Annotated in this window: 13 protein-coding genes; 6 read left to right on the top strand and 7 right to left on the bottom strand. The window is 64.9% G+C overall.

The window, feature by feature from the left end:
* Nucleotides 1–395: 395 nt before the first annotated feature.
* From ACWD10_RS04675 to ACWD10_RS04665, 3 genes are all read right to left on the bottom strand, one after another.
* Nucleotides 396–875: an NUDIX hydrolase gene (locus ACWD10_RS04675; protein WP_451086956.1), complete on the bottom strand. Its 480-nt coding sequence runs from the start codon at nt 873–875 to the stop codon at nt 396–398.
* 181 nt (nt 876–1,056) lie between these two features.
* The gene (locus ACWD10_RS04670; RefSeq protein WP_451086954.1) at nt 1,057–1,914 is read right to left on the bottom strand and encodes a hypothetical protein; all 858 of its coding nucleotides are present in this window, start codon (nt 1,912–1,914) and stop codon (nt 1,057–1,059) included.
* On the bottom strand, nt 1,911–2,177 hold the full coding sequence (locus ACWD10_RS04665) for a hypothetical protein (RefSeq protein WP_451086952.1): 267 nt from the start codon (nt 2,175–2,177) through the stop codon (nt 1,911–1,913). The genes ACWD10_RS04670 and ACWD10_RS04665 overlap by 4 nt, the downstream gene beginning before the upstream one ends.
* Nucleotides 2,178–2,367: 190 nt before the next feature.
* On the opposite strand from ACWD10_RS04665, the gene ACWD10_RS04660 reads away from it, so the two are divergent.
* The 3 genes from ACWD10_RS04660 to ACWD10_RS04650 all read left to right on the top strand — a co-directional run bounded on the left by ACWD10_RS04660 (nt 2,368) and on the right by ACWD10_RS04650 (nt 4,428).
* Nucleotides 2,368–2,523 carry a hypothetical protein gene (locus tag ACWD10_RS04660; protein ID WP_451086950.1) on the top strand — a complete coding sequence of 52 codons (156 nt, stop codon included), beginning with the start codon at nt 2,368–2,370 and terminating at the stop codon, nt 2,521–2,523.
* A 298-nt stretch (nt 2,524–2,821) separates the two neighbouring features.
* Nucleotides 2,822–3,292, top strand: coding sequence for a hypothetical protein (locus ACWD10_RS04655; RefSeq protein ID WP_451086948.1), 471 nt, complete (start codon nt 2,822–2,824; stop codon nt 3,290–3,292).
* Nucleotides 3,293–3,375: 83 nt separating this feature from the next.
* Nucleotides 3,376–4,428 carry a phosphotransferase family protein gene (locus tag ACWD10_RS04650; protein WP_451086947.1) on the top strand — a complete coding sequence of 351 codons (1,053 nt, stop codon included), beginning with the start codon at nt 3,376–3,378 and terminating at the stop codon, nt 4,426–4,428.
* An 85-nt stretch (nt 4,429–4,513) separates the two neighbouring features.
* Here ACWD10_RS04650 and ACWD10_RS04645 read toward each other — a convergent pair whose 3' ends face one another.
* The 3 genes from ACWD10_RS04645 to ACWD10_RS04635 all read right to left on the bottom strand — a co-directional run bounded on the left by ACWD10_RS04645 (nt 4,514) and on the right by ACWD10_RS04635 (nt 9,800).
* Complete coding sequence (locus ACWD10_RS04645; protein WP_451086945.1) at nt 4,514–6,250, bottom strand: hypothetical protein; 1,737 nt, start codon at nt 6,248–6,250, stop codon at nt 4,514–4,516.
* A 1,067-nt stretch (nt 6,251–7,317) separates the two neighbouring features.
* Nucleotides 7,318–8,694 (bottom strand): glutamate--tRNA ligase, encoded by a 1,377-nt coding sequence (gene gltX / locus ACWD10_RS04640; RefSeq protein WP_451087209.1) that lies wholly within the window; start codon nt 8,692–8,694, stop codon nt 7,318–7,320.
* Between the two features lie 119 nt (nt 8,695–8,813).
* Nucleotides 8,814–9,800, bottom strand: coding sequence for a phosphotransferase family protein (locus tag ACWD10_RS04635; protein WP_451086943.1), 987 nt, complete (start codon nt 9,798–9,800; stop codon nt 8,814–8,816).
* 205 nt (nt 9,801–10,005) lie between these two features.
* Here ACWD10_RS04635 and ACWD10_RS04630 point away from each other — a divergent pair, with 205 nt between their 5' ends.
* From ACWD10_RS04630 to ACWD10_RS04620, 3 genes are all read left to right on the top strand, one after another.
* Entirely contained in the window at nt 10,006–10,791 is a 786-nt protein-coding gene (locus ACWD10_RS04630) for a phytanoyl-CoA dioxygenase family protein (RefSeq protein WP_451086941.1), read from the top strand.
* 137 nt (nt 10,792–10,928) lie between these two features.
* Nucleotides 10,929–11,351 carry an HIT family protein gene (locus ACWD10_RS04625; protein ID WP_451086939.1) on the top strand — a complete coding sequence of 141 codons (423 nt, stop codon included), beginning with the start codon at nt 10,929–10,931 and terminating at the stop codon, nt 11,349–11,351.
* 123 nt (nt 11,352–11,474) lie between these two features.
* Nucleotides 11,475–12,119 carry a histidine phosphatase family protein gene (locus tag ACWD10_RS04620; RefSeq protein ID WP_451086937.1) on the top strand — a complete coding sequence of 215 codons (645 nt, stop codon included), beginning with the start codon at nt 11,475–11,477 and terminating at the stop codon, nt 12,117–12,119.
* On the opposite strand, the gene ACWD10_RS04615 is transcribed toward ACWD10_RS04620, so the two are convergent.
* A complete protein-coding gene (locus tag ACWD10_RS04615) occupies nt 12,097–12,363 on the bottom strand; it encodes a helix-turn-helix domain-containing protein (RefSeq protein WP_451086935.1) in 267 nt (88 codons plus the stop codon). The two genes, ACWD10_RS04620 and ACWD10_RS04615, sit on opposite strands and share 23 nt — an antisense overlap.
* Between the last annotated feature and the right edge of the window lie 200 nt (nt 12,364–12,563).

The following is a 12,563-nucleotide window of genomic DNA, read 5'->3' as shown; positions in this document are numbered from 1 at the left end:
GAGTGTGGAGTGCGAGCCCGGGATGATCAGGTCAGCGGTCTCTACGGGACGGGTGCCTGCATGGTGTTCACGGGTCAGAAGGATCGCGGGGGCACCGACGCGGGTTGGACAGGGTGACCACGGTGGCCACGGCGCTGATGCGGCGCAGCCCCTCCACCGTGCCGGGGACGAGCCGGAAATGTGCCGGAGGAAGAACACGGGGAAAGGCGTCCGCAGCGTCTGGTTGATCTTCCTACTCTGAAGTTGAGTCGACCGCGGCTGATGGGCAGGCAACTGTCACAGGAGAAGAACGGGCAACGCGCTGCCCATCCCTGGTGAATTTCGGTCTCGCTGGAGCCGTTGTCCAGAGCCTGTGGGCGACTGTGCCGCTATGAGGCGTCGAGGATCTCGCTCTGCTACGCCCTGTCGCCTTCGAGGCCAGGGTCATGAAGATCGGAGGCGAGGAGACGCTCGTGAAGTTCGCCCAGGGCGACGCGGTTGCTGTCGAAGTGCAGCAAGCTGTGTGCCGTCTCGCAGTCTAGCCACTGGATGGCGGTGTGCTCTTGCGAGATCGTGATCTCCGCCTCGGTGAGGTCGGCAGCAAACGAGTACTCGGGCACGACGTAGGTGCCCGTCGGCCAATGGCCGCGTTCCGTGAAGAACCGTGCCGGGATGCTGGCGGTGACTTGCAGTGGGTACAGGGGCGCCGGTCGACTGGGGCTCAGTTCTTCCTGTACCTCTCGGGCAGCGCCCTGTTGGGGTGTCTCGTCTCCCTCGCCGCCACCAGCGACGGCCTGCCAGATGCCGTTGTCCTTGCGCCGTAGCACTGCGAACTCGACGCGTTCGGCTCGCTGACGGAAGGGGACGATGAGGACTTGGAATGGCGCTCGGGGCATGTGAGGCTCCAGAGTTCGTCGATCGCACGGGATTCGGTAGGGAGCAATCCGTCACGAACTGGCCTAGGTCCCAGGCCAACCAGTCTCGTGCTGCGCCGCGCTGCCGCTACCTGAGGCACGATCGTGCCAGCGGACGCCAGACGCCGCGAGATCAATACCTCAACACGGTTGCGAGAGCGCACTAACCGTTCTGGAGTTCTTCGATGAGTTGCGTCGCTGTGTAGCGAGCAGGCGCCAGGCGTGGGTCTTCGGGGTGCGCGTCTGGAGCCAGGATTTTCGCGCAGACGAAGAGTGTCATGACCTTGCCGTCGTGGCTGGCAAGGTCATGGCGTCGCTCGCGGTGTACGCGCGCGGCGAGTGCGGGTACAGCCAGGGAGCTGCCCCACAGGGATGCGGCGTCGAGTCCGCGAGGGGCCATGCCCCAGTCTTCCCAGTCGAAGAGGCTGAAGCGTGGTGCGGTCATGTTGGCCCAGTTCAGGTCCGCGTGGGCGGGCTGCCAGTGCTCCGTGCTCGTGTTGGTGGCCTGAGGGAAGGCGCGTTGGATGGTCTGGGTGATGAGGTCTTGGGTGATGGTCACCGTGTCTGGGGTGGCGATGCGGGTGGTGTGGTGTGTGGCGAGGGCGTCCAGGGAGGTGTTGAGGGACTTCCACCATTCGTCGGGTAGCTCGGGGTCGGTGGCGAGCACGCTGGTGCCGATGGGCTTGCCGGGAAGGAGGTCGGTCTCGTCGGCCCGCCACATTGCCTCGTCGTGCGGGTCGCGCCACACCACGCACTGGTGCCAGGTCGGTTGGGTGACGCCGGTCAGGCGGGTGGCGCATTCGGTGCCGTTCCAGCCCTGATCGTCGATCCTTGCGAGGGGGCGGCGCTCGATGCGTACCCATGTGTCGCGGCCGGTTCTGGCTCCGATGGAGCGGCGCTTGCGTACCGCCGTGGAGCGATCGAGGCGGGTCTGGAGGGATCGCTCCACACGCTCGAGTACGGCCTCGACCGACTGTTTGCGGAGGTCGACTGGTTGTACGGCGGGTGCGGTGGGCGTCATGTGGCCACTCCTCGGCCGCGGAGGAGTCCACGGTGGCTCCGGACCTTCTTGGTGTCGACCTCGTAGCGTAGGGCTTCGAGGAGTTCGCGCAGGTGAGTCGTGTGGTCCGAGCCGACAGCGACCTTGCTGACCTGCGGCAGGTAGTAGGCGGTGCGGAACGCGGCCTGGAGAGTGGAGAGTTGGCTTGCGGGATCTTTCACGAAGATCCGCGGGTCGAACCTGATCCAGACCTCGTCCGCGGCGTTCCCGCCGAAAGGGCCCACGCCCCAGCGGCGTTCAGGGGTGATGTCCCACAGGACCGCGAGTCCGTCCGAGGGCGATGAGAGCCCTTCACTCCGACCAGTTGGTTACGTCGGGGCATGCCAGCAAGGGGCCGATCGTCGTCGTAGGGGCGAGGTCTCCGGGCTCACCATCGGGGTCGGACTTCTGCCGGCCGGGCTTCCGGTACGCATCGTGGCCGAGGAGATCCCCGGACGTACGTCGCTCGCGGCCGGGGCCTTGTGGGGCCCGTACCACGCAGAACCGTGGGACAAGGTGCGGGCCTGGAGTCTGACCTCCCTCCAAGCCTTCCGTGACCTCTCGGAGGCCAGCGACAGCGTGTCCACATGACCAGCGGCATCGAAGTGGTTTTACCGCTGGTCACCGCTGGAAACGCTCCGTCAGCGACAAGAAACGTGTTGCTGAGTTCTGGGAGCGCGCTGGTACTTGCTTCCGGCCGTCTCGTGTGATGGCTCGGAGCAAGTGATCATGGCCCCGGACTCCAATCTCTGACCCCAGCCGCAACTGACCGCCAGGGTAGGTCCGGAGCGCCGCAGGCGTAACCCCGCCACCGAAGGCGCCGCCGCGTACCTCGCTGTCCGCCGACCTCACCGCCGAAAACCGACTACCCGAGAGGACCCAACACCTGATGTCCATATGGCCTTCGATCGTTGCCGTACTCGGTACCCTCGCCGGTGCCCTGACCGCCGGACTCCTCCAGCACCGTTCGGCACGCACCGCACGCGCCGAGGAGCGCGCCGACAACCACCGCCAGGACCAGCTCGGCGCCGTCACCGACTTCGCGGCCGCCCTGGACGCGCACCGCTCGGCGATGTTCCATCGGGCACGTCTGGCCCTGACCGAGACAGGCACCGAGCACCAGCTGGAGGCCCAGACGAGGTCCCACGACACCCGGGCGGCAATCACCGCGCCCCACATCCGACTTCAGATCCTGGTCCCCGAGCTGGCCGGCCCCGCCCAGCAAGCCGCAGATGCCACGTACGCGCTGCGCAAGGCCATCGACCGGACCGAACTGGACGCCCGGCGGCATGCGGCCAAGGAAGCATCCGTCGCCTTCATCGCCGCGGCCGCCACGCTGCTGAGCCCTAACAACCGCTGACTGAGGACGACCACTGCCAGCGTCCTGGCCGTCCGGTCGTGCCAGTCCCAAACGCCCGATGCCGGGTGGCACACGCCCGGGACATGGCCATCCCGCGCAGACCCCCGCGATACGGTGCCCCGGCAGGCTGCGCTAGGGGGACGACACTCATGCAGTTTCAGCCAGTGCCGCGAGCACCCGGGGCATTTCAGCAAGCCGTGGCCTCGGATGAGATCGAGGCAATCTGCCGCCGAGCCTTCGGAACCCACACCGAGGTCGCTTCGGCGACCGAGCTCGGCACCGGGATGTACAACACGACCCTCAAAGTCACCGTCGCCGACCAGGAGCGACCAGTGATCCTGAGGATCGCCCCGGAGCCGGACCGCCAGTTCACCTCGGAGCGGGCGCTGATGCGCAACGAGTACGCCAGCCTGCCCTACCTCGCGGAACTCGCGCCCCTCATGCCCCGCCTCATCACGGTGGACTTCACCCACGAGATCATCAGCCGTGACTACATGGTGCAGTCGCTGCTCGACGGTATCCCAGCCACCGAGCACCTCCGCACGTACCCGCGGTCGACGTGGCCGACGTACTACCGGCAGCTCGGCGAGATCACGCAACGCGTGCACGCGGTCCGTGGCCCCGCCTTCGGCCCGGTTGCCGGTCCCACGTACCGGACGTGGAGCGAGGCGGTCACCGCGTCCCTGGATGACATCGCCGCCGACCTGGAAGGCGCCGGCATCGACGCCAGCGACGTGCGCAAGGTCTCTGCTGCTGCACTCCGCCACCGCACCGTCCTCGATGAGATCACCGAACCCCGCTTGCTCGGCGGGGACCTGTGGGTCCCCAACACTCTGCTTGATCACAATGCGCCGGAACCGACGATCAGCGGCGTGTACGACATCGATCGGACATGGTGGGGCGATCCGGCAGCTGACTGGACCATCCGCATGGTCACAGCCAAGTCTGATGAGCGGCAGGCGTTCTGGGACACCTACGACTGTTTGGAGCAGTCTGAAGCCGCAGCCTGGCGCTCGAAGATCTACGACGCCCGGCATCTCGGCGCGATCCGCTTGGAGCGTCATCGCCTTTCGAACACCGACGGGGTACGCGAGAGCTACTCCGCGATGGGGGCGGTACTGGCCGACTTGGCCTGAGACGGCTTACACGATCTGAAACATCTAGGATCCGCGACTTCGCTGACGATGAAGGCGTTTCGTTGACATCGGATTGGTGTTGGCTCTATGGAGTCTTCCACTTGCTTGGGTCGTTCCTCTGGTTTTCACGGTCATACGTCAACGTGGCTCTGCGATGAGGGTCTGCCGGGATCACATCAACGGTCGCGGTCCCATCACCTTCGTCCACCCAGCGGACGATCCGAGCATGCTCCAAGGTTCGGTACATGCCAGGGATGGTGATCTCTGCATCGTCGAGGACAATAGATGCAGACATGTCCAGGCGCACCCATGCAGGCGAGCGGTCGAGATCATCAGGGTCCGCGCCATTCAGGATGCTCCGAGCTTCCTTTACCGGAAGTCTCACGGAAGCCTCGCCCCATTGGTGTTCCACTCGCCCCTGAGCGATGGCTTTGGCAACTAGAACGACCTGCTGGTGGTCATAGGATGCGGGCACTTTGAGCGGCTGTCGAACGGCATCCTGGATCGCGGCAAGGGAGCGCAGCGCCATAGTCCGCGCACGGCTGAAAGGCGTCAAAGTGCTGGGGACAGGGGAAGCGCCCTCAAATGGCGGCCCAAACTCACCAGCGATTCGCACACGATTTGGCGCGTGAAGCGATTCCAGAAAATCAGCCGCTGCAACAACTTGCTTGACGGGAAGCCCTGAAAGCGGGCGCTCGACGATAGTGGCGTTCAGGGGTGCGGTTGGCGATGAAGGATCTAGCAGGATCTCGATATCAAGACACCCGTGTTCATCATGTCCTACGAGCCTTGTTCCGCGAGGAGGCTGCGAGGCAGGTGTTCTGAGCGTGATGCCGACCTGAGCTGCGACGTCACCCCGTTCGGTCTCGACCACCAGACGAATCTTCCTAGGACCACCAAGCGGGCTCAGGCGGACAAAGGCCTCCTCACCCTCGCCCACGGTCATGCCAGCCGGCAGGTCTAGGTTCATTCTGGCTCGAGCCATGAGCGGTTGTCCGCTGTAGAGGGTCCTGCGCAGTTCTTCCTCGTCAACACCCAGCAATTCGAGTGTGACCTTTAGATCTTCCGGCCGATCTTCAGGGGCCTCCGGATAACGGGCAAAGATATCGATTCCTGAACTGTGCTGACCACGACCGATGATTTTGCGCGCTACGAGCAGTTCGGGCATTTTCGTTGGCGACGGCCCATCGGGAGAGGTGGGCTTGCGGGTCGGGTCGTCCGCGAAGATGGCAAAGGTGAACTGAGGGTCATTGCGGTTCAGTTGCGCCACGATGTCGAGCACCTTCGCCTGAACCGAATCAGGCGTCACTGAGTCGAGGTTGCTGATCGCCGCCAGGCTTTCCAGCGCCTTCATGGCCTCCGCGACTCTGCCGTTTCCCCCATTGAGGTAGAAATCCTCCACTTGCGGATGCTTCGACGCAAGCGCCTCCAGCTGATCGAGCCCAAACCAGTGGAGATCGAATTCCGGCTGCACTTCCTTGGCCAGGTCGGCCAGCCAGTCTTGGTGCGTGAGGGTCAGCTTGAGCGGCATCGTGATGAACCAGCTCTCAGCCTTTACTACCTGACTCTCCATAAGGCGCTGGAGCGAGCGCCGGATCTGGTCCTTCTCGCTAGACCCCAGGAGGGTGAAGTACTTGATCTGGAAGACGTCATGGATACGAGCGAGTGGCTTGTACCTCTGGACATCGACACCCCCGTCGCCACGACGCCCCGCCGGATGGATTCGCTGAGCATGAGGGGAGTACTCCGTCAAGAGCAAGATGGAGATCAAGAGTTCGGCCTCGGCCGGCTCCAATCGATCCCAGGGGATACGGGACTTCATGCGACGCCACTTTCCAGCTACGAGAGTCAGAGATCGTTCCACTGCCCGAGTGCGGCTACAGTCGAAAAGTATGCTACGGGGCTCCGATCACCCATGTTGCCGAAATGGCGATCGGAGCCAGCGTTCCGTCAACGATGACGCCTGAGCCATCCCCGCGCCGCTGATCCGCGCTCGGTCCGCGCATCCGACCGGGCAAGCCATCCTTCTCTTGTCCAGCCGCTCGACATGTGAGCCTCACTCACAGTGACCACATACACCGAGATCACTGCCTCAATTGCTCATGATCGACCGACACACGCAGTCCTGACCAAGCGCGGATTCCGGCGTTTCCGCAGTACCCAGTGCGTACGAAGTCGCGAATCCTACAAAACAGACTCTCGGATGGACGGCCTGATTGCGTGGACGTGTGCCAGCGATGGCGCTGGCCATTCGGACACGTCTCGGGAAACGTGGCTTCCCAGGACCAGACCACGGCCGACCCCGTGAGCTCTACCGGGGAGCGATGGCTGAAGTTGTAGGTGGCCGCGCTCCGTTCCAGGTGCTGGTGCTGCCCCATCGCGAGACTGAAGAAGGGCTGCTCTATGCCTTGTTCCGTCGCTCGGACGATGCCTATTAGCAGGGGGTGGCTGGTGATGGTGAAGCAGGGGTAGCTCCGCTACAGGCCGCTAGGCGCGAGGCAGCCACAGAAGCGGGCCTGACCGGCGACTTCGAGTTCCTCAGGTTGGATGCACGTGCGACGATCCCGGTGGTGCATGTCACTGGTGAGTTCACCTAGGGGCCGGACGTGCTGGTGATCCCCGAGCGCGCCTTCGGGGTCCGGCTCAACGCAGCTGAGCTGGTGTTGTCCAGGGAGCACACCGAGTACGGCTGGTTTTCCTTGGAGGCAGATATGTCGGCGGTTCGTTGGGATTCAAACCGCACCGGGTTGTGGGAACTTGACCACCGTCTCCGCCGCGGCAGGGTGTCCCGAGAGTCTTGACGGCCATCCGGGGCGACGGAGCTCCTCCGCCGTCCCCATGGCCGTGAAGGCCGTAGTCCCGCCGCCCCTACTGCCGGTTCCGTGACCTTCATTCGGGCAAGTGGACTCTGGCCTTCTCGATCGCGGTGTCGATGCGGGTCAGTGTGCGGTCACGGCCAAAGATCTCGACTGACTCGAAAAGGGGCAGTCCGACAGTTCGGCCTGTCACCGCGACCCGCACTGGGGCCTGCGCCTTTCCAAGCTTGAGCCCGTGCTCGGCAGCGACCTCCTCCAGCCCTGCTTTCAGCCCGTCCGTTGTCCACTCCGTCTTGGCCCAGCGGTCACGGGCCGAGTGCAGGATCGCGCCTGCGCCCGGTTTCATAGCTTTCGCCCAGGATGCCTCGTCGTACGGCGCCTGGGTGAGGAACAGCCAGTCCACGTACGTGGTGATCTCGCCCAGCACTGTAAGTCGGGTATGCGCCAGGCCGGCCACCGATCGGAATACCGCCTTGTCGAAGTCACCCTCGTCCCAAGGGGCGTGTGGGGCCTGAAGCCACGGCCTGCATGCGGTGATGAAGTTTTCCTCGCTGAGGTTGCGCAGGTACGCGCCGTTGAACGCTGCGAGCTTCTTCACGTCGAAGAACGCGGAGGACTTGGTGACGTCCTCCAGCCGGAAGCGGGCTTCGAGCTCCTCGTAAGGGCGGATCTCGATGTTGTCACTTGGCCCCCAGCCGAGGAGCATCAGGTAGTTCACCATCGCCTCGGCCATGTAGCCCTCGGCGAGGTAGTCCTCGAGTGCGACCTTGTCGCGGCGTTTGGACAGCTTCTGTCGCTTCTCGTTCACGATCACTGGCAGATGCCCCCACACCGGGGCTTCAGCGCCCAGGGCCTGCCACAGCATCTGCTGCTTGGGCGCGTTCGACAAGTGTTCCTCGCCTCGGATGACGTGGGTGATGCCCTCCCGGATGTCGTCCACCGCGTTGGCCAGGATGAAGACTGGGGTGCCGTTGCCTCGGGCGACGACGAAGTCTTCGATGGCGGTGTTCGGGAACTCGGTGCGGCCGCGCACTACATCGTCGATGACGGTGACCCCATCGTCCGGGGTGTGGAACCGCAGCGCCCGGCCTGGCTCGTAGTGGAGGCCTCGGCCGCGGCAGAAGCCGTCGTAGCCGAGGTGCTGTGATCCGGTGCGTGCGGCGAGCTGTTCCCGGGTGCAGTCACAGTAATAGGCGTGGCCCTCTTCGAGCAGATCGAGGGCCGCCTGGCGGTGGGCATAGGTGTTGTGGGACTGGAAGTTGGGGCCCTCGAAGACAGGGTCTTTGTCGCTGATGCCAATGGCAGCGAGTGCGCTGAGGATGCCGTCCACCCATTCGGGGCCGTTGCGCTCGCTGTCGGTGTCCTCGATTCGCAGGACGAACCGGCCCTGCTGCTGTCGCGCAAGTGCCCAGTTGTAGAGGGCGGAGCGGGCTCCGCCGACATGGAACATGCCCGTCGGTGACGGGGCGAAGCGGACACGTGGCGAGTTCGACATGCCCGGAGCGTAGTGGCTGCTTTGACCGACTCGCCCCTGATTTTCCTGGCCGCCGTGTGCTTCGGCTGGAGGGATCAGAAGACCCATCCGCGCCGGTCGGCCAGCCATCGAAGCGTCACTTCGCCGCACCAGGTCTGGTGCTGGCGAATGTGCGGTGACCATTCTGCCGGCGGGTGCGCGCCCGAGACGAGGAAGAAGCCGGAGAGGGCGGCGAGAGCGGCATCGAGCTGGTCGTCGTCCACGCCACGGGCTGTGGGGTGGGTCCGGAACAGCGCGGTCGCATCGTGGCCATCGGCGTGCGCGGAAGCCAACAGGAGCACCAGGTCGAACCAGCTGGCACCCAGGCAGAGCCAGTTCCAGTCGCAGATCCACGCGCTGCCGTGAACGTCTAGGAGGACGTTGTCCTGGCGCAGGTCGTGGTGCAGGACTGCGGTCCCGGCAACCGCCGACCGCCATCCTGATTCCAGCTTGGCCAGCGCCTCCCGCTTGTCGACGGGCACCCATCTGGGCAGGGAAACCGTCGTGCCGGGGCTGCCGGAGGCCAGGGTGCGCCAGTCGTTGAAGTCGCCGCCATCACCGACCGGTCTCAGGCCGACCTGCTGGAGTTCCTCGGGTGCTGTGGCCAGGGCCTCGGCAGTGATCGCGTACGCGGCGAGGGTGGTGTTGAGTTCGTCGGTCCTCCACGGAGCGGCAGGCATGCGGCCTCCTTCGACCGCGTCGAAGCCGAGCACGAGCCACTCGTCTTGCTCGTCCGTCCACTGGATGCGGGGGGCTGGAACGGCCGCCGGGAGTGCCTTGTTGATCAGTGCCTCCCGCCGGTAGCAGTCGGCCACCACGGTGTTGTTCCGGACATCGATAGCTTTGACGAACTGGGAGCCGTGGGCACCTTCGATCACTGCTGCGTACCCGCTGGTGAAGCCGCCTCCGGCGCTCTCCTCAGCGTGTGCGGCGCCACCGAGCTGCCGTTCGATGAGGTCGCGGACGTGTTGAGGAAGCTGGGACCAGCGCGGGCGGGCGGCGGTGGAGTTGTACTGAAGCCGCGGGGTGAGGATCTTCGGCATGCAGCCAGGGTGAGGGAAAGCCCGCCAGTGCGCGACAGATTTCATGCTGTCGCGTCCGCGCCCCGGCTCGGCGACTCTCGGCCGCGCGCTGTTGTGCAGCGTCAAGGCCGCCCTAGCCTCTCCGGGACTAGGAAAACCTTTCGACGCATTGCCCTTAACGCGCTTTCCTATCAAAGGAGTTGGCGCATGGAGAGAGGTGACATTGTTGAGCAGCGGACTGTCCGAAGCACAGGTTCAGGGATTCATCGAGAACGGATTCGTACGCGTTGAGGGTGCCTTCCCTGCTGAGGTGGCTGCGGAGTGCCGCAGCATTTGCTGGCAGCAGACAGGTTGCGACCCGGATGACCGTCGCACGTGGGCGAAGCCGGTAATCAGGCTTGGCTCTTGCGCCCAGAAGCCGTTCGTTCAGGCTGCCAACACCGCCACGCTCCACGCGGCGTTCGATCAGCTCGTGGGCGCCGAGACCTGGCTGCCGCGGCAGAGCATCGGCACCATCCCGATCCGTTTCCCGCACCCGGACGCACCGGGTGACGACGGGTGGCACATCGACGGCAGCTACCACCCCGACGAGCAGAAAAGTGGCCCTCCATGGGTAAACGTCCGCTCGCGTGGTCGTGCCCTGCTCATGCTGTTCCTGTTCTCCGACACCGCGGAGAACGACGCTCCCACTCGGATCCGCGTGGGCTCGCACCTCGACGTCCCGTCACGTTTGGAGGCCGCCGGGGAGGACGGGATGAGCACAGGGGATCTTGCTGCTGCCGGTCTGTTCGAGGCGACCGCAGACCTGCCGCAGGTCCTGGCGACCGGTGAGGCGGGCGACGTCTACCTGTGTCACCCGTTTCTGGTGCACGCTGCTCAGCCTCACCACGGGGCGTCCCCACGGTTTCTGGGGCAGCCGCCGCTGTACCTGGCTGAGCCGTACCGCATCGAACGCTCGAATGAGGACTTCTCGCCCGTCGAGATCGCCATCCGGCGCGGCCTGGGCCAGTGATCCACCGCGGTGAAGGTGAAGCGTGTGGGGAGATCGGTCGTTGGGTCTCCCCACACCAATGTCACCCTGTACCCGGCACCGGGGTCGGAGCAGTGCACGAGCAGCGAATTCAGTAGCACCCGTGCTCCGCGTCTGTCATGGACTGCGTGTTCTGCGCCCTCATCCGCGAGAACTCCGCCCGCTGGATCGCCCGCGACGAGGCTGCTGCCGCCTTCGCCCCGCTGTCGTCGCTCGCGCTCGGGCACACCCTCGTAGTCCCAAAGGACCATCATCAGGGCCTGTTCGACATCCCGCGAGCCGTGCTGGACGCGACGACAGCCCTCGCTCAAGAGATCGCCACAGCGATGAGGTTCGCGCTGAAGGCGAGCGGGGTGAACCTCCTCCATGACAGCGGTCCAGGCTCTGAACAGTCCGTGCCGCATTTCCACACTCATGTGGTGCCACGTTGGGCGGATGCCGTGTTCTCAACCTGGCCCAAGGGGCAGTCGTCCCATCACGCCCGCGCTGATCCGGTCGTGCAACTCGCTGCTGCGATGAACGCTGGGCGCCACGTCGGCTGAGTCGGCCTCGTGCCGTGATCGTGAAGGTTCGCCGGGTCCTCGGGGCCTGCTCCGTGCCCGTAGCTGGCCTGGCCGCGAAGATTTCAGTGGCCTGGCGTCATACCGAACCACCACCCTGGGAGCATGACCGTCTTCTATCTGGTGCAGCATGCTGAGAAGGAACGTGAGCCCGGTGATCCGGAGCTGACCGAGCTGGGACGCCGGCAGGCAGCCATCACTGCCGACTGGCTGCAGCACGTCGGTGTGCGCTCGCTCTTCAGCAGTCCTCTGCGCCGCGCTCGCGAGACTGCCTTGTTCGTAGCGTCCAGGACCGGCCTTCCTATTCAGGAAGACGTCCGCTTGCGCGAGAGGATGAGCTGGGACGGATCTCAGCCCATGGAAGGCTTTCTGGCGGACTGGGCTTCCTCGGTGAAGGACCGGGATTTCGTCCCTCTTTCCGGTGACTCCTCTCGCGGCGCGGCAGAGCGGTTGCGTTCCTGCCTGGTCGATCTGGCCGAAGAGTCGGGACCTGTTGCCCTTGTGACGCATGGCGGGGTCACCGTGGACCTGTTGCGTACCTTGATCGGTGACCACGAGGTGCCTGGCGAGTTGATGCACAACGGCGTCCCCTCCTGTGCGATCACCACGCTGGATCACTGGTCTGTCGTGGCCATCGCTTCGGTCGCGCACCTAGAGTCTGCAGGCGGCCCATTCCGACCGGCGACTCGCACACTGAGGTCCGGAGCGGGCATCACCGAGAGCCCGTTCAAGATCGTACGCGACCGCTGACCTCAGGTCGCTGAGCCGATAGGGCTCCGAGGGACCTGTCCATCCGTTCGACGCGCGCTCGGAGCATGGGGCCGGTGAGCTCGGGTGGAGCCTGGAGCCCGTCGAGTAGCTGCACGATCTTGTCGATGTTGGTGAGTTTGCGGGCTCCGGACTCGAGCATCGACAGGAAGGGCTGGGTCAGGCCGACGATCGCGGCGATGTCATCTTGGCGGAGCCCACTGTGCTGTCTGATCAGCTGGCACATCTCCCCGAACTCGCGGTTGACCAAGGCGTGCTGAACATCAGGTAACTGCCAGATGCCCGTGGGAACGCCCCGTCCTGAAAATGCTGCGTGCCGATGGTGACGGCCGCAGTTGGCGCACAGATCGTCGCTGTTGTACCGGCTCAGACGGCACTCGCAGAGGACACACAGTCGAGTGGCGCCGACAGGTGCGGGAGTAGTTC

The sequence above is a fragment of the Streptomyces sp. NPDC002851 genome, assembly GCF_053591935.1.
The sequence above is the reverse complement of the archived record's forward strand: the minus strand, read 5'-3'. Positions and strand labels throughout refer to the sequence as shown.

Excerpts from the sequence above, each read along its gene's own strand:
- ACWD10_RS04670 (WP_451086954.1), bottom strand. The coding sequence starts at position 1,914 with ATGACGCCCACCGCACCCGCCGTACAACCAGTCGACCTCCGCAAACAG.
- ACWD10_RS04635 (WP_451086943.1), bottom strand. The coding sequence starts at position 9,800 with ATGCCGAAGATCCTCACCCCGCGGCTTCAGTACAACTCCACCGCCGCC.
- ACWD10_RS04620 (WP_451086937.1), top strand. The coding sequence starts at position 11,475 with ATGACCGTCTTCTATCTGGTGCAGCATGCTGAGAAGGAACGTGAGCCC.
- gltX (WP_451087209.1), bottom strand. The coding sequence starts at position 8,694 with ATGTTCCATGTCGGCGGAGCCCGCTCCGCCCTCTACAACTGGGCACTT.
- ACWD10_RS04615 (WP_451086935.1), bottom strand. The coding sequence starts at position 12,363 with ATGTGCCAGCTGATCAGACAGCACAGTGGGCTCCGCCAAGATGACATC.
- ACWD10_RS04675 (WP_451086956.1), bottom strand. The coding sequence starts at position 875 with ATGCCCCGAGCGCCATTCCAAGTCCTCATCGTCCCCTTCCGTCAGCGA.
- ACWD10_RS04625 (WP_451086939.1), top strand. The coding sequence starts at position 10,929 with ATGGACTGCGTGTTCTGCGCCCTCATCCGCGAGAACTCCGCCCGCTGG.
- ACWD10_RS04650 (WP_451086947.1), top strand. The coding sequence starts at position 3,376 with ATGGCCATCCCGCGCAGACCCCCGCGATACGGTGCCCCGGCAGGCTGC.
- ACWD10_RS04645 (WP_451086945.1), bottom strand. The coding sequence starts at position 6,250 with ATGAAGTCCCGTATCCCCTGGGATCGATTGGAGCCGGCCGAGGCCGAA.
- ACWD10_RS04655 (WP_451086948.1), top strand. The coding sequence starts at position 2,822 with ATGTCCATATGGCCTTCGATCGTTGCCGTACTCGGTACCCTCGCCGGT.